This is a genomic window from Bacillus sp. lyk4-R2A-2 (assembly GCF_030209735.1).
GTDB classification, from domain to species: domain Bacteria; phylum Bacillota; class Bacilli; order Bacillales; family Bacillaceae; genus Bacillus; species Bacillus pumilus.
Genome location: NZ_JARVRK010000008.1, coordinates 39,644 through 58,643, shown reverse-complemented (window position 1 = coordinate 58,643; position 19,000 = coordinate 39,644). Strand labels below are relative to the sequence as shown.

Sequence of the window (19,000 nt, the reverse complement as noted above, 5' to 3'; positions counted from 1 at the left end):
ACTTCAATTTTCCCCAATACAGCTCAAAGGTGGTAAGACAACTTTTCTGCGTTAGGAAGATTTCAGCGTGACTTCCCTCTCTGGTAACCGATAAAAGTGGCTCATGTCCTTTTCAAAGCAATGATAATCGTTGAGAGAACAAAAAAACACACCCATCCCTCATAAAGGGACGAATGTGTAATCCGTGGTTCCACCCAAATTCCCATAACGCGTATTCGCTTTATGGCTCTGGTGCCGTAACGTGGCGTAGACGATATTGGATACTATGATTTCCCCAATACAGCTCAAAGGTGGTAAGACAATTTTCTGCGCTAGGAAGATTTCAGCGTGACTTCCCTCTCTGGTAACCAGTAAAAATGGCTCATGTCCTTTTCTTCGCTTTTAATTTCTCCATATCTTACATGAAGGTGATGGATCATGTAAAGCTTTATTTTTTGCAGTGCAATTGAATTTCATTCTTTAAATGATATGTTGCGTGAATTTTTGAAATTAAATTTGTCTGTTAGCATCCTATTTTGCTGTAGGAATAATTAAGCCAGAAATAATTTACTTAGATTTCTTAATCCTTATAGTAAGAGTATAACTGTGAAATTTCTATATCTATTCCACCTTTAACAAGTCTTTGTCTCCTACTGTTAAATAGTTTATCTAATATTTCTCTCTTATCCTCAAATCGTCCATAATGGATTTTTTTATGACAGACTAAACAAATTGAAACAATATTAGCATGGATGTCTAAACTATGATCAAATTGATCTTGATATTGCATTGGTATCAAATGGTGAGCCTCTACATAATTCTCCCCATTAAATTTAGAAATAAAATGTTTGTGTTGATTGTCAAACTCACATAAATAGTTTGCATCAGCTACAGCTCCACTTGCATATTTAGGATTTCTACGCCATACCTTTTTATTATTCACTAACCCATGTTTAGGCTTATCTTTTGGCTTATCCTCAATATCAACACTACTCACTTCAGCGGGATTTTCTATTAGGTATTTATCAAATTCCTGCTCCTCTTTAAATAGTTCTGCTTGTAACTCAGAATCATAATAATACTCAATGTATTTTTTCAAATGATTTAAAGCTACACTATACATCCTATGTCCTTTTTCATTCTTCTTTTTAAACTCAGCATTACTAAGAATTACATCAATAAAGGCAGGATCAGTTAAAGTAAATAAATTAGTACTCTGTAATCCATAACTTTTTAATTCTGAGGATATTATACCAATAGCTTTAGAGTATCTTCCTATAGAGTATGGTTTTATATTTGCATAAGTTCTTAACCATTCAGCAAAAGTATCTTGATTCATCAATGGTGCTATTCACTCTCTCTGTATATTGTTTTCTTTATAAATAGATATTTTAGAATTAGTCAGCAGAAATAATATGATCTATTGAATTTTGTATAATAAAGAAATTTCAGTTCATGTTCTTATTCACAAATTCCCCTTCACAATCGTTCTCTTGGCTTTCTTCACAATTCTGCTAGTTGCTTTTGTGTCAGAATTCTTTGACCACTGGTCGCACAGGTTTGTTACCCAATTTGGTTGTGTTTTACTTGCGTCATTGAGCCAGTTTCCTACAGAATCTTGAACATATATGGATGGATCGGATTTGAGTAAATTTAGAATAGGCAGTGCCCTCTCTGGCTCTTGTTTTAATAACTCAATATGCTTTGTCCATACCCCTCTCGGACGGAGCGACTCTACAGAGAACCGGCGAATATTTTCATCCTCGCTTTTTGCCCATTCTGTTAAATGCTCTATACTTTGATCGAGCTGAAGACTTAGACTTTCTCTCACTGACATCCACGCAATTTCTCGAACACCAAAATGATGATCAGCTGCAAATGGCTGAATGTACGCAAGTTTCTCTTCCAGTGTTGATAAACTCTGTTTGTTCATATAAGCAGCCCAACAGCGAACGCTATCAGATATGTGGTGAGCAAATGCCAGCAGCACTTCCGCTTGTTTTTCTTCATTCTCTTCATGTAGCACGTCATCTAACAATTGACCAATGAGCCGAATGGCTTTCATTCCTGATTCAGCTTTTTGTTTAGTGATCTCAGATGATACATCGTCTAAACGATGCTCTAAACCAACGGACGGCAAAACATGCTGTATTAGCGTCATATGATTGACAGCCAGCCATTCAGTTAAATTCACACTTTCAATCTCTCCCTGATTCAAAAGGATCAAGACGTCATGAGGGATATCAGTCCCCTTTCGAGCGCCTTTTCGATTGATCATTTCCTCACTTATTGGCATTCTGTATTCTCTCCTTGTCTAGTGGTTCTTTTGTTTGATATTCATTGTTTTTAAAAGGAATTTGTTGATGCTTTCAATCTTTGGATATTGACTCCTATTGTAGCAAATAAACAACTTCACTGGTGCATTCTTCAAATCAAAAAGGAACTACCCGAAATAAGTAGTTCCTTTCATACAACATTGAATGTAAGTTAGCTTCCTTGCTCGATCACCTTCAAACTCTTGCGCTGAGAAAATCGGTCAAATGCTACCATTAGAATGGTCATGAGTAGAGCGAGAAAAACAGTGCCAGCACTGATCCAGCTTAGGTTTAATATAGATGTTTCGCTTAGCACAATCCCTCCTACACCAGAGCCTAAGGCAAATCCGAATTGAATAAATGATGTATTGACACTTAATGCGATATCAGGAGATTTTGGTACAAGTGTGACAAGATATAGCTGCTGAGCTGGTGATGTGCTCCATGTAGCGATCATCCATATCATGATGACAGCCACCATGAGCACGAGATTACCTGTGACAAATGATAGCAGCAAGAGCATGATGATTTGCAAAATGATTCCTGAGAAAATCGTGAATATTGGGCCTTTTTTATCTGCCGCCATCCCTCCAAGGCTGGAGCCCAAAAAGCTGCATATTCCTGCTAGTAACAAAATGCCACTAATTTCTGTGATGCTAAGATTTGCTGATGCTTGCAAAAAGGGCGTTAAATAGGTAAACAACGTGGAATATCCACCTACATAGAATAGCGTCACTGCCACCGCCAGTAATATTCGCTTGTCTTTTAAAATCGATAACTGCATACGAAGCGTCACTGGTTCTTGTTCTTTCATAGAGGGAATTCGCCTATACACTACAATCAGCGGAATAAGCGTGATCAATCCAATGGCTGCGAATAATGCTTTCCATCCGATCATACTGCTTAGAAATGTCCCGATTGGAACGCCTAAAACCAAGGAGCTGCTGAGTCCCATTAAAATGATACCAATAGCTGTTCCTCTTTTTTCACGTTCTACAAGACGAGTCGCAACAGCCATTGCCACCACAATAGCCGTTCCCCCACTGATTCCTTGTAAAATCCTTGTCATCATCACCATTTCAAACGAATGGCTGACACTTGTGATGAAATTACTTAAAATAAAAATCATCAGCATCCATGACAGTATTTTTTTGCGGTCTATATTGATGGTCAGTGCAATGACAATCGGTGCGCCGATTGCCGCTGAGAGCGCTAAAGACGTGACCAATAATCCAGCGGCAGACGTCGTGACATGTAAATCATCTGCGACCATCTGGATAATGCCTGTAATGATATATTCGATTGTTCCGATTAAAAAGGCTGCTAATGCAAGTAAATAGACAACGGTTTTATTTTTCATCGTGACGTTTCTCCTTTGGGCACTGTTTACGATTTGATTTCATCTATAATCGGAATTTGAATTTCAATGAGTCTGCCTTCTTCATTTTCAGACAATGGGTAATAAATCTCTCGGCCTGGCTGGTCTTCTTTCACGCGGTATCCATTATTTTCGATCCATGTCGCCAGGTCAATACAAGCTGTTTGTGCGGATGGAGAATGTGAATGAAATAATAGTGTCGCCATGGTTTCTTCAGCAGGTAACGTGCGAATCGTGATCCCTTGAGGAAGAGTGCCCCTTAACGCTTTGACGGAATACCCCACCTCAAATTCGAACTCACTTTCTTTTTCGAATGATTCCCTCCATAGCACCACTTGTGGTCCCGAGATCAATTCTTGTTGATGTTTAAGTAATAAATGATGAAACGTTTGAAAGAATGAAGGAATGTCGTCAACAGTTCCGTTGGATTGGAAAGACATGATGCGTTTGCTTTCAACAGATTTGATGATGACCTCCTGTTCTTTTTCAACACATCCCTCTCGTTTGATGAGGTGCATCCGCTCCTTAATACGCGCTAATTTCTGTTGTTCTCTCTCGATCAATTGCTGAATTTCACTTTCTTTCAGCAGAAACATGCCCTGAATCTGCTCTACTGAGATATCTTCACGAAGAAGCTGAGCCATTTGCTTTAACGTAAAGCCCAATTCCTTGTACAGAAAAATTCGGTTGACTTCAAGCAGCTGTTCAGCTGAGTAATAACGGTATCCTGAATCTTGATCAATCTGCTTAGGCTTTAATAAATCAATTTGGTCATAATATCTTAAGGTTTTAACAGGCACTTTACTTAACATAGAAAAATCGCCGATCTTGAACATCCTGCATCTCCTCCGTTTTGTTGATCTGATCAAAGTATAAACCTTTCAGTTAAGGGGAAGGTCAACATGAAGTTGAATAAATTTTTCAAAAGCGCGAAAAAACCTAGATGTCTCTAACATCTAGGTTTTGCTCATTATTCTAAAATTTTTCTAACAAGCCCATCTCTTCAACAATCTTTATATCATTCATAAACCGTTGCAAACTTACTTTGTTCTCTTTTTTCTGTAAATCTGAAGAATAACCTAAGCATAGATTAAAAATACGATCTAACCTTTCACCGACTCCGCTATAAAAATAATTTGTTAATATTCCATTATTTTCACTTGCAAGAACCACAACTGTAGCCATCTCTAGTACATATTCAATATCTTCTTTAGAAATCGTTCGATCCTTTTTCTTAGCATTCATGAATTCATGACTATGAATAGAACGTATCCTACCTTCAAGTAAATTGAGTATAGACTTTTTATAGATGACATACACACTGTGAATATCACTTTTATCAGGACAATAGGGATCTTGTAAAATGAATTTTATACGCTCATCTTCTTTTTCCATTTTTACTGCATCAAGATCATTTAATAAAATGTTATCGATTTCTTCTATTTTCATAGGAGGAAAAGTGTTGGCTGCATCTGTTTTACTTTTCATTTGATCACTCTAAACAATCCAATCTTTCTAGGCACTTTACAATAGCTCCGCTTTTAAAGAAATTGAGTATGGCACCCTCGCTAAATCGTTCGGCTCTCACAACCTCCATCATAAGAGCAAGCACACACTGTGCATTTAAATTTGAAATGTCCACATTCTCCATATCATTCATTCCCGATTCAATCCCATTTTCTCTAAGGATCTCTCTGTAGCGGATAAGCCCCATCTCTTCGTGTTGTTCTGCAAAGGTATAAATATCTTCAATCAAGTGACGGACCGTTTCGGAATATTTCACAAAAGGCATTTGAATCGGATGTTCAGCTGTTCCATCATTTTCTTGATCGATCACCCATTCTCCAATAGGATCTTCCTGAAGCAGCGGTATGTATTTTGTTAGAATATCGAATTGGCTCATTCTCATCCTCCTCTATTTCATTCCTATAGATCAGTATATAAAAAAATCCGTGATCATCCTACCAGCTAGACACCAGTATTCAAATCACGGACAGTCTTTATTTACTAAAAGTAAGTGGATATTTCATTTTTAATGATTTTAGCATGTAACAGGAGTGTCATTGATTCAAAATTAGGATGGAGCTTTCGAATATATCGAATCTCTATTTCCAACTAAATTGCTTTAGCTAAAATAATAAATCGGTGTTGTTTTGCGTCAAAATAACCTTTTTGTTCAATGGTTTTATGAATGGTGTATAATTCATCCTTGAAATTACTTATTTCAAAATCTGGCACTTGCCAAGGAATTGCTTTCAGATAATACACCAATGCTCCAATGTCATAAAATCTTAGAATAGGAAACTCTTCAGCACTTCTCAAAATCTTAAAATGATTCTCCTGTATTTCTTTTAAAGCTAGCTTTAAGTTCCAATCAATTAATTCCTCATTTATTGGTGCCCCTAGATTTTCATTAATCTCTATGCAATCGAGTCCACCTACTTGTTGAGTTAGAAAAATACCTTCTTTCGAGATAATTCTTCTCACCTCTTTAGATGAAAATGACTCATGTTGATTTATGATAAGATCAAATTTCCCATCCTCAAACGGAAGAGTTTCATCCTCATCAATTTGAACTACCTTAACGCCTAAAGGTGTTAATCGTTCTTTTGCGATAGGTACATTAGGCATGTAACCTTCTGTAGCATAAACTGATGATGGAAAAGGTCTCAACTTTGATAAAAATTCCCCACCACCTGTTCCCATATCTAGCATTGTTCTTGCATTTTGAACAAGAGAAGTAGCTATACTACCATATGACCACGAAAGCATATCACTTTTCATTCTTCCAGTTTCAGAGATGAATGAGAAATCCCACCCAACAAAAGGTTCATCTGCTTGTTTTATTAACGAAGAAAATTGTTTGTCATTCATAATAGCCCTCCAATACTCATTTTGCAGTTTTAATAATTAAATATTTGGTGGGCCTCTTACGAATGTATAAAATTGTTATGTTTCATATTCTTTCAGTCTCATATTTAATAACTCCCTGTAAAAAATGATTTCCTTCACTATAACATATTTACCTATTATTTCTGTTTAGCTATATGACTTTCAAGATCTTTTAAAAAATGAAGGAATGGAGTCGAATTTTATGAGCTCAAATAAAATTGATGTAAAAATAATGAATGGTGAAAATACAAATAGAAATTGACTATGACAGTGTTATCAATTGTGAATTGCTTCACCCGGCTTTACTCTTTTTTGCTTTTCTGTCCATTTCCGCTTAGAGCCAAACTGGTCTACCCCCCAGAACGAAAAATTGTGCTTACTTGTCATAAACATCTCATTTTTCGTTTTGAGTAGATGGTCTACCTCAAACCTTTTATTTATCCCATACCCTCATCTGCCTTATGACCAATGCTGCCGTTTCACTCGGATGGCTAAGTGGAAAATGATGACCATATGGAACAAAATCAACCTTGCCAAGATGTGACGGGGCAGAATAGCCTTTGTCATAATCCCCCCAAATAATATGAAGATGATCCTTTGTGACCTCATTGAAATCATCTTGATTGGTTTTCTGTAGTAAATGGTTAAGCTGAACCGTCGTATTTAATATTCTAGGAGACGTAAAACTATTTCTGACTTTTTCAATATAATGTTCAGGGATGCTCTCCGTATTTTCAAACAAACCATTCCTTAATACATAACGCCCTATCATATTAGTCGTTGCCCATTTCAATGTCCATTTGTTCATCAATTGAGGAACATGTCGCGATGCAGCATTTTTCTTATCAACAGGCGGCTGAAGTAAAGTGATTGAATACTTCTTATCGATGTACTCTTGTACCAATGCTTCCAAGAGAATATACGCACCGAATGAATGGCCGATTAGATGTGCACCATTCGTCGCTTTCTCCAATACCTTTTTCAAGACATTCAAATACATATCTAGAAGATGTTTCTCTCGTTTAAAAGGAGAACGTCCCAAACCTGGAAGATCCAAGATCCATACAGGTTGACCCGTTTTTTCATGTAGCTCTTGTGCTAAGGGGAATAAATCCTCTCCATCACTCAATAAACCATGTAATAAAATAAACGGTTTACCCTCTCCTTTTAATTGGTAAAGGGTCGTGTTATCACATAGTGTTCGTTTAAATAAATGATCATCCTTACCGTTTTGATTCATCATTCGATAATCCAGATCAGCTACTACAGCAGGGAAAAATTTCATGACACTCGTCTTCTTAAACCAATCTTCTCCCATTATTTTTTTCGCTGCAACATTTGAGAATGTTCGTTTTGTCATAAAATTCAGTCCGTCAGAAGGAATTTTAGTAATTTTACTTACGCCACTATTCATAACAGCCTTCATTAGTGGCATTGGGACAGAGATTTTTGGTGCCCTCATATTCATACTTTCTGACATCATACTCAATAATTCACCAATGTTCTGATCGTGCTGCCAGTCTTCAACAAGCGTATATGTTTGAATAGCTGGCTGCTCCAATCTGAAAACCTGCACAATAAACCTCGCAAACTCATCGTTTGAAATAAGTGGCAACCTATAATCCTTACCTCCAGGAATCACCGGCATGAGCCCTCTTCGCATACTCTTCACAAGCAAACCTAATCCTGCTATCTGCTCTGTACTCCCCGTTTGACTACTGCCGACGACAGTTGGCGGATTAATGACAGAAAGCGGATAACCTACTGCTGATGCCTGTTGACGAATATAAAGATCTGCTAAAAATTTTGTTCTCTCATATGGATTTTTTATTTTCAAATAATGGTTTCCTTCTTTAAACACATCAATTTCAATCTTGCTATTTTGATCATCAAAGGGACTCATATAACCGACAACATGAATAAATTGCTGCAAGCCCTTCGATTGATGAATACTTTTAGCTAATTCACTCATATGTTTGGCGCCATTTAAAAAGACGGAAGCTGCCTTTTTACTTGTCGTTTGAATATCCATGGGTCCTCCTGCGTGAATGATCACATCCGTTTTCAACACCTTCTCCTTATCTTCAGCACTTAGACCCAAATCGACTTTCGTCAAATCACCTTCAACAAAGTGCATCACTGCCTCTTTTAAAATACCTCTTTCTTGAAAAGTGCGTGTTGCCTTACTTTTCGATCTCACTAAAAGAAGAATGTTCACATCCTCTTTGGCTAATTCTTTTACTAACTCCTTTCCAATAAAGCCTGTTCCACCAATTAAAAATACTGTTTTCATATGAAGTCTCCTCTTTAGTACTATTCAGTACTAATTTGATGTAAAAAAAATGCTTCTTTTATCGAAGCAAGTTAAATAAATGATCTGCTGTTTTTGTGATGACAGTGGCATCCTTCAATGTTTCTGAAATAAATAACGCGCCTTCAAGATTGGTAATAAAAAGTGATGCCACCTCATCAATCTGAATCGTATCTCTAAATTCCCCCTTCTCTACCCCTTGTTTCAGCAATAGAGAAACCTTCTTTTGTAATCCTGTAAAAAACAGACCTATTTTTTCTTTTATTTGTGTGGCCTGTGTAGGACTTTGAATATAAAGAGTAATAAATGGACAGCTTCCTTTATAATCTCTCGATTGAACTCCTTGTGATAATTGCTTCAAAAACAGTTGGATACGTTCTTCAACTAAAAATTGGTTCTGAGATAGTACGTCATCAATTGCAGATTGATACATGTCAATCCAATAATCAACGACCCCTTCTAATAATTCCTCCTTATTAGAAAAGTGATAATACACATTAGACTTTGACACTTTGCTTACACGTACTAATTCATCCATGCTTGTATAAGCAAATCCTTTTTCTAAAAATAAAGTTGCAGCTACTTCAAGCACACGTTTTTGATTCATTAATTTTACTTTTTTCATAATTAGAACTATATAGTACTAATTTACACATTGCAAGTATTTATGTTCATTTAGAAAAAGTCTGATGAAAGAAATGCCCGCTAAACAAAAAAAGCTCGAAAATCTAATATTGATTTTCAAGCCTTGATTTAAAGTCTATTTTTTCACAAGCGATACAACAGTCTCCACATGAGATGTATGCGGGAACATATCGACTGGCTGCATGTATTCGATTTTGTAGTCTTTTGACATGTATTCAAGGTCTTTTGCTAGTGTTGATGGGTTGCAAGAGACGTAGACAAGGCGTTTTGGCTTGACTTGTTTGACGGTGTCTAAGAAAGTGCGCTCGCAGCCTGTTCTTGGCGGGTCCACGACGATGACGTCAGGGCGGAAGCCTTCTTTGACCCATTTTGGCAGCCAATGTTCAGCTGTTCCTGTCACATAGGTCGCGTTTTTCATGCCGTGTTTTTTAGCATTTTTCTTGGCATCATCAATCGATTCTTTGATGACATCCATTCCTCGTACTTCTTTGGCGCCATCTGAAAGCCACATCCCAATCGTCCCAACACCGCAATACGCATCAACAACTTTTTCTTTGCCAGTCAGCTTTGCCGCTTTTTTCGCTTCGTCGTAAAGCTTTAGCGTTTGCTTCGGATTCAATTGGAAGAAAGCACGTGCACTCAGTTCAAAGGAGACGTCTCCTAAAAATTCTTGAATGACCATGTTGCCAGCTAGGTGAGATGTCTTATGGCCAAAGATGACCGACGTTTTTTCACCATTGATGTTGTGCATAATGGACGTCACTTCTGGCAGACGTTTTTGAATGGCTTCGGCGATTTCTTTTTTCTTTGGAAATTCCGGCTTTGATGTGACAAGAACGACCTGCACTTCCCCTGTTTCAAAGCCGACACGCACGACAATTGATCGTACGTCGCCTTTTCTCGTCCGTTCATTGTAGACCGATACACCGAATTTCTCTAAAATTTTGCGGACAACGCCCGTTGTTTTGTTCGTTTTTGGATGCTGCACGATGCATTCCTTAATCGGTACAAGCTTATGAGAGTTCAATCCGTAAAGCCCCGCAATGATGTCACCGCTATGAGAACGCCCTACTTGGAACTGACTTTTATTCCGGTAGTGCCACGGATCTTCCATACCGATCGTTGGCCTGATATCAAGCTGTTCAACTGGTAGTTTTGTGTGGCGTTCCATTGATTGAATGACAATATCTCGTTTTTCCTTTAGCTGCTGCTCGTACGCTAAATGCTGAAGCTGACAGCCGCCGCACTCTTCGTATACTGGGCATGGCGGTTTCACTCGATGCTCGGAGCGCTTTCTAACTTTCCTAACCGTACCTTCTGCATATTTTGCTTGGACATTCGTTGCTTCCACAACCACTTCTTCGCCTGGAAGAGCACCCGGGACAAAGACTACTTGCTTTTTAAAATAACCGACCCCTTCTCCATTAATGCCAAGGCGTTTAATGGTAAGCGGAAACTGCTGTCCCTTTTGCAAAAGGGCACCTTGCTGTTTTTCCTTCACTTCATTCTCTCCGTTCTATCTGAACCGTTGATAGGTTGTCTTCATTTTATTCCATCTCATTAGTATACCATGACTTGGACAAAGAGAGAAAATCCCTTTCATTTATCTGTCTCAATGCTTCTCCATAAATATAAAGAAGCGTAGCTTAAATAAGGAGTCCAATCCTTGCTGAATGCTGCCATCTCTTCTTTTGTCGGCTTTTCAGGCAGGTCAAAATGCCGCTTGATGGCGTTTTGAATCCCGATATCTGCCATCGGAAAGAGATTTGGTCTTCCAAGTCCATTCATGAGCACATTTTGAACTGTCCAAGGTCCAATCCCTCTAATTGGAAGCAGACGTTCTTCCACCTCCAGATCAGTTAAATCATGTAATTCTTCTAAACAAAGAGAGCCGCTCACAATTCGCTTCGAGACATCGATGACATATTCCGCTTTCCGCTGACTAAATTGGAGCTTTCTCAATTCCCCTGTTTCAAGTGAGGCGATGGTTTCTGGTAAAGGATCAAACCAAACCCCCTCTATTTGCTCGCCATACGTATGAACAAACCGTTTTGTGAGTTCATAGGCAAACGCCAGATTGAGCTGCTGATGAATGATGCATTTCATCAAGCAATGATATAAGTGAAAATCCAGCATGAGCGGTGTCCCCTTATGACGCTCAAAAACGGGGGCTAGATTTGTTTGAGAAAAATGCTCATGCACAGCGTCTAATTGATGCTCCATGCCAAATATCCGCTTCACCTCACATATGAGAGGTTCCTCAGGACCATTTCCTTTCACCCGAAACGTGGGTGCTTCTTTTGTTCCGGTGGCTTGAACGACGACAACGTATGGTTTTTGTTCTAATCTGATTGGTACTTTGATTTCTCTTTTATTCAAATCGACTGCTTTTAATGGATCATTTGATAAGCGTCTTAGCACTTGATCGAAGTGATATGGCGGTTCAACCACCAGCTGTTTTTCCCACATGTTTTCCCTCTTCCTTTCTGCAAATACGCGCAGATGCAATTGTTTCATTTTGCTTGAATGATTCTCTATATTAAATACTTTTGAATATAAAGAGTACAAGAATTTATCAGTTATATCTTCCTTATTTGTGGTCATTCTCCTTTTGGTCTGATGAAAGTTTTTGGTCGAATTCAGCTAATATTCGACATGATCCTCCAATATTTTAGGATCATTTTCCTTAAATTAGAAATAGAACCTCTGGGTGATATCTTCTATCCCGAAAAAATTTGTATAATTATGACATATCAAGGAGGTGACAAAGGAATTAGCTGATTAGGCAATCATTTGTTTTATCTTGCAGGAACATATTTTACCTCATTGATAACCGGCTTCACCTAGTTTCACTTTTTACGAAAAGGAAGACCCAAACATTTTAAAACAAAGGAGATCCGACCAATGAAAAAAACCATTCTTTCTATTGCCCTTGCCACTGCTGTTTCTTCGACACTGCCAGTATTTGCTGACGCTGCTGAGAAAAAAACGTCAACACCCGTCTCTACTACACTACAGCAAACTGTATTAAACAAAGCTGCTGAAGGAAAAGCTGGAACGACAGCTAGTCCTAATGTTAACGTCAACTTCGATGTTCTTGGGATTGCCAATGCGATTGTTAACGCAGTAAACGCAAATGCAAACCGTCCTGGGTTCGTTAAAGGCGTGATGGAAAGCACATTCTATGCTGCTGGTGGCAGATATAATGTCATGGTCTTTAACCTAAGCCAAAATTATGAAGACCGCTTTAACGGCGTGAAAACTTTTGCAACTGCTAATCTTGGTAACGTTGTTTACGGTATTTGGGTATTTGAAAGTGGTACCTTTAAAAACAACGGCGATGGCGGCTGGGATAACTGGGCATTCAGAGGCTGGTTTGACCGTCAAGATAAATTTGTTACGTTCCATCGTCCTTAATTCTCGGTTTTATCCATCAATCATACACGCACAATGGACCGATCTCAGTGATGAGATCGGCTTTTTTATGGAGAGAATGTATAAGTTCACTGGCGTTGCTTCATGATATAATGCAAGTCTGGAGGGGTGTATATGCTGAAAAAACTTGCAGTGACAAAGAACGGAGACTTGATTGAACATGCAACATTGCACCAGCTTTCAAGCCCCGATATCGCCTGGTATTGGATTGACTTTCATGCGCCAACGGAAAAGGAAGCAGCGCTGCTGAAGGAATTCTTTCAGTTTCATCCGCTTTCAATTGAAGATTGCTTCCATTATTTACAGCGGCCTAAGCTTGATTTTTATGAAGAGTATTTATTTTTCGTTCTTCATGCTCTCAATCAAAAAACACTTCGTTCAGAGGAAGTGGACCTGTTTGTTGGGGAAAGTTTTATTGTCACCTTTCATTTAAAGGAAGCACCATACATTGATCGTGTGATGCGAAAGCTAAAAGAATCTGAACACGCGCGAAATAGCGGACCTGAGCATCTTGCCTACATGCTGATTGATGATCTGGTTGATGATTATTTCCCGATTATTTATCAAATTGAAGACAGGTTAAATGAGATCGAAGATGAAGAAGGTCATAAAACGTACGGTACTTTAATGAACGAAGTATTCGGAATTCGGTCAGACTTGTTAAAGCTAAGAAGGACAATTATTCCGATGAGAGACCTCTTATATCGTATCGTGAATATTAATATGATGAAAAACGATAAAAATAGACAAGCCTATTTCAATGATATCTATGACCACCTTCTGAAATTAACAGAGATTGTCGAATCAAACCGTGATATGACAGCCGATTTACGAGACAGCTATCAGACGCTGAATTCTAACCGAATGAATGCAATCATGATGACGCTGACCATTGTATCGACCATCTTTATTCCATTGACCTTTATTGTTGGAGTGTACGGAATGAACTTTGATAACATGCCTGAATTACACTGGAAGTATGGCTATTTTGGCGTACTGATTTTCATGGGTCTGCTCGTCTCGGGTATGCTTTTGTGGTTTAAGCATAAAGGATGGTTCCGCATATTCAAATAATGTGTAGAGTGAATGACTGAGGAGGCGGTTAGATGAAAAACTGGATTCCTTTGTCTCATCAAGAACTAAAGCTCGTATGGGAGACGCTCTATCGAGATTTCAAATTTAATCCGAGCCTCTCTCGTTTTCCCTCATTTCGCGTACCTTCTCCTTTCATTACATATGATATTTCTGCTTGTTTTGAGGACTCTTCCCTTCTTCATGCAGATGAAGACCTTGAAGAGAAAGCATGACTTGTTTTTCAGGAGCTTATCAGAACAGACGAGTATATGCTGGCACTTGATTGGCAGCACGAATGCTACTGGATCACACCATACGGCTCATTTGAAAAAGATGAATTCGGAGATTGGGCAGTGCCTGTGCTACCGAACGGGGATTATTATTTCTTTTTATCAAAAGAGATGCATTGGGGCTTGCTAGGACATCCTTGGGAGCAAAGTATCACGATTTTCGGTGAGGGCTTGATTGACTCTTTCACTCGTCATCATCCGATTTTGTTTCAGCGTAAAATAAGAGAAGGATAAAGAAAAAGCTCGCAGGTCTTCTGCAAGCTTTTTTTCTATAGCTGAGGCAGGTGCCATACTTTTTCAAGCATGAGATCGTCTAGGCTTTTAAAGGAATAACCTTGTTTTTTCAGTGACGTGATGGCATCATCCAATGCCTCGGCATTGTCTCTTGAGACGGTATGAAGTAAGTAAATGGCACCTGGGTGCGCCTGCTTCATCATTTGATCGTAAGCATACTGTTTTCCTTTTTGATGATGAATATGCCAGTCCACAAACGCCACTGACCAGAAAACGGTTTGGTAACCGAGCTCTTTTGTTTCCTTCAGCACTCTTTCACTGAATATACCGCGCGGCGGACGAAGATAGAGGTTGTCTTGTTTTCCAGTGATTTTGTATACAGCTTCATTGACGCGTCCCAGCTCTTCTTTGATTTCTTTCGTACTCTTTGTTGTTAAATCTGGATGATGATAGGAATGGTTGCCGATGATATGACCTTCCTCCGCCATACGTTTAACGAGCTCAGGCTGGTCCTTGACAAAGTGACCTGTCACAAAAAAGGTGGCTGGCACTTGATGTTTTTTCAGCACATCTAAGATCTTGGGCGTGTACCCATTTTCATAGCCATTGTCGAAGGTAAAATAAATCTCTTTCTTTTTCGTGCTTCCTAAATAGAAGGCATCATACTTTTTTAAAAGGGCGTTCAGTTCTTTACCCGCATCCGCTGGCTTGTGTTCTTTGCTTTTCGCAAATCCCCAATGGACGGGCTGATTAGACACGGCTTCCGCTTCTGAGAGAGGCATGGATACAAAAAGCGCACATAAACAGATGAGCATGTATTTTTTCATTTACGTCACTTCCCGGTTTTTCTTCTATTGTGCAGAATAAGACCGAGACTCATACACTGATTCACCTGCCAATTTAAAGAAAAAAGCCCGCACTGTGCGAGCTATTCTTCCTTCCAATCGGTTTTAAACCGTTCATATTTTGCTTCTAGGTCGTCAATCATCTGGATCAGTCTGTCTATATCCTCAACATCTGTTGATTCTGGATCTAATGAATCAATCACATTCATAAACATATCTAATCGGTTCTTTAAATAATCAACCTGCTGCTCTTTGCTGTCTGCTGCCTTGCCCATAGATACACTCCCTTTAGCATTTGTTTCTAGCTTATCTTTTTTTCCCTTGTAAATCAATGAAACCCCACTTGCGTATAACGGTGATGGGGCTTAAAATTAACTGTTGGCGGGTCCACGTTTGCCCGAATGAAAAGGAGATAGATACCATGAACCAAAAAACAGCACTTCGTCCGATTACACCTGCATATGACCCTTGGGAAGCCTATCTTGATGTGCAGGATTACGGGGAGATGAAGCTGACAAATATTGAATTTACAACCACGACGTTGTGTAACATGAGATGTGAGCACTGCGCGGTCGGCTATACTTTGCAGCCAAAAGACCCGAATGCACTGCCGCTTGATTTACTGCTTCGCCGTTTAGATGAAGTTCCGCTTCTGCGGTCCATCAGTATTACAGGCGGAGAGCCGATGCTTTCTCTCAAATCTGTGCGGGAATATGTCGTCCCTTTATTAAAGTATGCCCATGAACGCGGCGTCCGTACACAGATCAATTCAAACTTAACACTTGATTTGGCGCGATATGAAGAGATTATTCCATACTTAGATGTTCTTCACATCTCACATAACTGGGGAACTGTCGAAGAGTTTGCAACGGTCGGTTTTGCGATGATGGACAGAAAACCAACCTTTGAACAGCGCGAGAAATTATTTAACCGCATGATTGAAAATAGCCGGGCACTTGTCAAAGCAGGTGTTACCGTATCTGCTGAAACCATGCTTAATAAACGCACACTTCCATATATTGAACACATTCACCGGCAAATTGTGGAGGAAATGAAATGCCAGCGCCACGAAGTTCACCCGATGTACCCAAGTGATTTTGCCAGCGCCCTTGAATCATTGACGCTTCCGCAAATGCGTGATGCGATTCATCAGCTGCTTGATATTCGTGATCAAGACACATGGATGCTGTTTGGCACCCTGCCATTTTATTCTTGCAGTACAGATGAAGAAGACCAGCGCCTCCTCAAACGATTACGCCAGGAGAAGCATGTCACGGTACGAAATGACCCTGACGGACGCTCACGGTTGAATGTGAATATTTTTGATGGGAATATTATTGTGACAGACTTTGGCGATACACCGCCGCTTGGAAATATTGCGACCGATACATTGCAATCCGCTTATACTCGCTGGATGGACACAAAATTAGCAAAAGAGCTGAATTGTCATTGTCCAAGCGTACAATGCCTCGGTCCGAATGTTCTTGTGAAAAACAGCTATTATCAAGATGTTGATTTTACTTCTCGTACAGCCAGGGGGTAACCGATAGATGGACGATACATTTCTGACAGTGGTCAAGAACAAATACATTGAAATTCTAATTGTTGGACTTGTTCTTTGGCTTGCCGTCTTTATCATCAACAAAGCCCTTCAGATTTTCTTTAAACGAACGGAGTTTATTGAAGATAAGAAGAAGAAAACGATCGAGAGCTTGGTCAAATCTGTGACGAAGTACACAGCTTCAATTTGCTTTGTATTCTATGTCATTTCTCTCTTCTTTCATGATTTCGGAAAAATTCTTGCAGGTGCTGGTGTTGCAGGGATCGTCATCGGTTTTGGCGCCCAGACGCTGATTCGCGATATTTTAGCAGGCATCTTCCTGATCTATGAACGTCAGATTCATAAAGGGGATTATGTGACAGTGAATAACCTGTTTAATGGAACGATTGAAGAAATTGGTCTCCGCTCTCTGCAAATTAGAGAATGGAGCGGCAAGCTGTTAACCATTTCTAACGGGGACATCCGGCAAATTCAAAACTATAACATGCACTACATGCGGATTACGGAGTCTGTATTAATTAGTGCGAATCAAAACCCAGATACAGCCTTTCAAGCACTCGAAACGGCCTGTGACCATTTAAATCAGATGCATCATGATTTTCTTAAAAAAGATGAATTCCAGCATGCCATTGAACCGTTTCAAGTCCATGGCATTATGGGTCTGAACAAGCTGAACCGCGGGATTGAGCTCACAGTGAAAGGAATGGTCGAAGACGAAAAATACTTCGATGCTGCCCTCGCTGTCCGAAAAGAAATGATCAAACAACTTCATCAGCATGATGTCAAATTGCTTGAAGATCTCGTTTATCCCCAGCCTGCAAAATAACCTCATTTGTGATGGGGTTATTTTTTATATCATCGGCTCTTATTTCTTTATTTATTAGGTGCGCCGAGCTGACTCGGGCTCTCCAAAAACATGAAACGCTTGAACAGCTTGGACATATCCGTTAAGAATTCGCTTTAATTCAGCCCCTCTAACTTCTATCCTCTTGACTAATTCATGTATAATAGAAAGCAGAATGATTTCATGCAGCATGGGGACCCTCATACTGTGTATTTTCTAAGTGAAAGAGAGTGAATAAGATGGGTCGTAAGTGGAACAACATTAAAGAAAAGAAAGCATCAAAGGATGCCAGTACAAGTCGTATTTACGCAAAATTCGGGCGTGAAATCTATGTGGCTGCCAAACAAGGTGAGCCAAACCCAGAATCAAACCAAGCACTTCGTTTTGTCCTAGAACGTGCAAAAACATATAGTGTCCCAAAACACATCGTGGACCGTGCCATTGAAAAAGCCAAAGGCGGTGCGGAAGAGAATTTCGATGAGCTGCGCTACGAAGGATTTGGTCCAAACGGATCAATGGTGATCGTCGATGCCCTCACCAATAACGTGAACCGTACAGCATCAGATGTTCGTGCGGCTTTCGGGAAAAATGGTGGAAACATGGGCGTAAGCGGCTCTGTTGCCTACATGTTTGACCAAACAGCTGTCATCGGTGTCGAAGGAAAAAGTGAAGAAGAAACACTTGAGCTTTTAATGGAAGCAGACGTTGATGTACGTGACATCATGGAAGAAGATGAAACAGTGATTGTGTACGCTGAACCAGATCAATTCCATCAAGTACAAGAAGCATTCAAACAAGCCGGCGTAGAAGAATTCACTGTCGCTGAAATCACAATGCTTCCTCAAAATGAAGTGACATTAGATGATGAATCGAAAGCACAATTTGAAAAGCTGATCGATGTATTAGAAGAGCTTGAAGACGTGCAGCAGGTTTATCATAATGTGGATTTAGGGGAATAAAAAACTTAAGCCAAAGTAGTCGTTAGGTTCATCAACTTCTACTAAGGCTTTTTTATTTCCCTGAAAAAATGTAATATATGGATAAGGTGTTAATGTATACAATTTCCAAGGAGCTGAGTTTCATTTTTAAAACATGGTGGTTTTCTTATTATGGATTTATGATCATCCCTTATCTTGGCCTATGTTTTAATTTCAACAACTTAACGATATTTACTAAAGTGATCTTCTTTCTTTTTAT

18 protein-coding genes, 1 pseudogene and 2 other annotated features (1 of these 21 only partly in view) are annotated in these 19,000 nt (G+C 39.3%); of the genes and pseudogenes, 6 read left to right on the top strand and 13 right to left on the bottom strand.

The window, feature by feature from the left end; all coding sequences use genetic code 11:
• Nucleotides 1-125 (bottom strand) — a binding site (T-box leader); it reaches 100 nt to the left of the window's first position.
• 37 nt (nucleotides 126-162) lie between these two features.
• Nucleotides 163-385: a binding site (T-box leader), on the bottom strand.
• Between the two features lie 174 nt (nucleotides 386-559).
• The 11 genes from QRN39_RS16295 to QRN39_RS16245 form a co-directional block, all read right to left on the bottom strand.
• Nucleotides 560-1,321 carry an HNH endonuclease gene (locus QRN39_RS16295; protein WP_137055519.1) on the bottom strand — a complete coding sequence of 254 codons (762 nt, stop codon included), beginning with the start codon at nucleotides 1,319-1,321 and terminating at the stop codon, nucleotides 560-562.
• Nucleotides 1,322-1,444: 123 nt separating this feature from the next.
• Entirely contained in the window at nucleotides 1,445-2,275 is an 831-nt protein-coding gene (locus QRN39_RS16290; protein ID WP_113386855.1) for a DNA alkylation repair protein, read from the bottom strand.
• Nucleotides 2,276-2,466: 191 nt separating this feature from the next.
• Nucleotides 2,467-3,654, bottom strand: a complete 1,188-nt coding sequence (locus QRN39_RS16285) for an MFS transporter (RefSeq protein ID WP_284907674.1) — start codon at nucleotides 3,652-3,654, stop codon at nucleotides 2,467-2,469.
• 26 nt (nucleotides 3,655-3,680) lie between these two features.
• A complete protein-coding gene (locus QRN39_RS16280) occupies nucleotides 3,681-4,508 on the bottom strand; it encodes a MerR family transcriptional regulator (protein ID WP_137055522.1) in 828 nt (275 codons plus the stop codon).
• 139 nt (nucleotides 4,509-4,647) lie between these two features.
• Nucleotides 4,648-5,160, bottom strand: a complete 513-nt coding sequence (locus QRN39_RS16275; RefSeq protein ID WP_050944775.1) for a hypothetical protein — start codon at nucleotides 5,158-5,160, stop codon at nucleotides 4,648-4,650.
• Nucleotides 5,161-5,164: 4 nt separating this feature from the next.
• On the bottom strand, nucleotides 5,165-5,575 hold the full coding sequence (locus tag QRN39_RS16270) for a DUF6508 domain-containing protein (protein WP_251191481.1): 411 nt from the start codon (nucleotides 5,573-5,575) through the stop codon (nucleotides 5,165-5,167).
• A 212-nt stretch (nucleotides 5,576-5,787) separates the two neighbouring features.
• Entirely contained in the window at nucleotides 5,788-6,549 is a 762-nt protein-coding gene (locus QRN39_RS16265; RefSeq protein WP_436918138.1) for a class I SAM-dependent methyltransferase, read from the bottom strand.
• A gap of 448 nt (nucleotides 6,550-6,997) precedes the next feature.
• Nucleotides 6,998-8,857 (bottom strand): alpha/beta fold hydrolase, encoded by a 1,860-nt coding sequence (locus tag QRN39_RS16260; protein ID WP_284907671.1) that lies wholly within the window; start codon nucleotides 8,855-8,857, stop codon nucleotides 6,998-7,000.
• Between the two features lie 58 nt (nucleotides 8,858-8,915).
• A complete protein-coding gene (locus QRN39_RS16255) occupies nucleotides 8,916-9,482 on the bottom strand; it encodes a TetR/AcrR family transcriptional regulator (protein ID WP_284907669.1) in 567 nt (188 codons plus the stop codon).
• 153 nt (nucleotides 9,483-9,635) lie between these two features.
• Nucleotides 9,636-11,021: a 23S rRNA (uracil(1939)-C(5))-methyltransferase RlmD gene (gene rlmD / locus QRN39_RS16250; RefSeq protein WP_137055527.1), complete on the bottom strand. Its 1,386-nt coding sequence runs from the start codon at nucleotides 11,019-11,021 to the stop codon at nucleotides 9,636-9,638.
• Nucleotides 11,022-11,119: 98 nt separating this feature from the next.
• Nucleotides 11,120-11,989 (bottom strand): DNA-3-methyladenine glycosylase family protein, encoded by an 870-nt coding sequence (locus QRN39_RS16245; RefSeq protein WP_284907668.1) that lies wholly within the window; start codon nucleotides 11,987-11,989, stop codon nucleotides 11,120-11,122.
• Nucleotides 11,990-12,424: 435 nt separating this feature from the next.
• Here QRN39_RS16245 and QRN39_RS16240 point away from each other — a divergent pair, with 435 nt between their 5' ends.
• From QRN39_RS16240 to QRN39_RS16230, 3 genes and pseudogenes are all read left to right on the top strand, one after another.
• Entirely contained in the window at nucleotides 12,425-12,937 is a 513-nt protein-coding gene (locus tag QRN39_RS16240; RefSeq protein ID WP_268494001.1) for a stress protein, read from the top strand.
• 132 nt (nucleotides 12,938-13,069) lie between these two features.
• Nucleotides 13,070-14,029, top strand: coding sequence for a magnesium/cobalt transporter CorA (gene corA / locus QRN39_RS16235; RefSeq protein WP_284907667.1), 960 nt, complete (start codon nucleotides 13,070-13,072; stop codon nucleotides 14,027-14,029).
• A gap of 32 nt (nucleotides 14,030-14,061) precedes the next feature.
• A pseudogene (locus QRN39_RS16230) lies at nucleotides 14,062-14,553 on the top strand (DUF2716 domain-containing protein).
• Between the two features lie 35 nt (nucleotides 14,554-14,588).
• Here QRN39_RS16230 and pdaA read toward each other — a convergent pair.
• Nucleotides 14,589-15,380, bottom strand: coding sequence for a delta-lactam-biosynthetic de-N-acetylase (gene pdaA / locus QRN39_RS16225; protein ID WP_284907666.1), 792 nt, complete (start codon nucleotides 15,378-15,380; stop codon nucleotides 14,589-14,591).
• Nucleotides 15,381-15,481: 101 nt separating this feature from the next.
• Nucleotides 15,482-15,673, bottom strand: coding sequence for an SE1561 family protein (locus QRN39_RS16220; protein WP_003218031.1), 192 nt, complete (start codon nucleotides 15,671-15,673; stop codon nucleotides 15,482-15,484).
• Between the two features lie 146 nt (nucleotides 15,674-15,819).
• Between QRN39_RS16220 and yfkAB the strand changes: the two genes are divergently transcribed.
• The 3 genes from yfkAB (at nucleotide 15,820) to QRN39_RS16205 (ending at nucleotide 18,762) form a co-directional block, all read left to right on the top strand.
• Entirely contained in the window at nucleotides 15,820-16,941 is a 1,122-nt protein-coding gene (yfkAB, locus tag QRN39_RS16215; protein ID WP_050944782.1) for a radical SAM/CxCxxxxC motif protein YfkAB, read from the top strand.
• A gap of 7 nt (nucleotides 16,942-16,948) precedes the next feature.
• Nucleotides 16,949-17,785: a mechanosensitive ion channel family protein gene (locus QRN39_RS16210; RefSeq protein ID WP_284907665.1), complete on the top strand. Its 837-nt coding sequence runs from the start codon at nucleotides 16,949-16,951 to the stop codon at nucleotides 17,783-17,785.
• Between the two features lie 257 nt (nucleotides 17,786-18,042).
• On the top strand, nucleotides 18,043-18,762 hold the full coding sequence (locus QRN39_RS16205) for a YebC/PmpR family DNA-binding transcriptional regulator (RefSeq protein ID WP_003218036.1): 720 nt from the start codon (nucleotides 18,043-18,045) through the stop codon (nucleotides 18,760-18,762).
• Nucleotides 18,763-19,000: the final 238 nt, after the last annotated feature.

Coding starts and splice junctions, on each gene's coding strand:
- QRN39_RS16290 (WP_113386855.1), bottom strand. CDS start 2,275: ATGCCAATAAGTGAGGAAATGATCAATCGAAAAGGCGCTCGAAAGGGG.
- QRN39_RS16285 (WP_284907674.1), bottom strand. CDS start 3,654: ATGAAAAATAAAACCGTTGTCTATTTACTTGCATTAGCAGCCTTTTTA.
- QRN39_RS16280 (WP_137055522.1), bottom strand. CDS start 4,508: ATGTTCAAGATCGGCGATTTTTCTATGTTAAGTAAAGTGCCTGTTAAA.
- QRN39_RS16275 (WP_050944775.1), bottom strand. CDS start 5,160: ATGAAAAGTAAAACAGATGCAGCCAACACTTTTCCTCCTATGAAAATA.
- QRN39_RS16270 (WP_251191481.1), bottom strand. CDS start 5,575: ATGAGCCAATTCGATATTCTAACAAAATACATACCGCTGCTTCAGGAA.
- QRN39_RS16260 (WP_284907671.1), bottom strand. CDS start 8,857: ATGAAAACAGTATTTTTAATTGGTGGAACAGGCTTTATTGGAAAGGAG.
- QRN39_RS16255 (WP_284907669.1), bottom strand. CDS start 9,482: ATGAATCAAAAACGTGTGCTTGAAGTAGCTGCAACTTTATTTTTAGAA.
- QRN39_RS16245 (WP_284907668.1), bottom strand. CDS start 11,989: ATGTGGGAAAAACAGCTGGTGGTTGAACCGCCATATCACTTCGATCAA.
- QRN39_RS16240 (WP_268494001.1), top strand. CDS start 12,425: ATGAAAAAAACCATTCTTTCTATTGCCCTTGCCACTGCTGTTTCTTCG.
- corA (WP_284907667.1), top strand. CDS start 13,070: ATGCTGAAAAAACTTGCAGTGACAAAGAACGGAGACTTGATTGAACAT.
- pdaA (WP_284907666.1), bottom strand. CDS start 15,380: ATGAAAAAATACATGCTCATCTGTTTATGTGCGCTTTTTGTATCCATG.
- QRN39_RS16220 (WP_003218031.1), bottom strand. CDS start 15,673: ATGGGCAAGGCAGCAGACAGCAAAGAGCAGCAGGTTGATTATTTAAAG.
- yfkAB (WP_050944782.1), top strand. CDS start 15,820: ATGAACCAAAAAACAGCACTTCGTCCGATTACACCTGCATATGACCCT.
- QRN39_RS16210 (WP_284907665.1), top strand. CDS start 16,949: ATGGACGATACATTTCTGACAGTGGTCAAGAACAAATACATTGAAATT.
- QRN39_RS16205 (WP_003218036.1), top strand. CDS start 18,043: ATGGGTCGTAAGTGGAACAACATTAAAGAAAAGAAAGCATCAAAGGAT.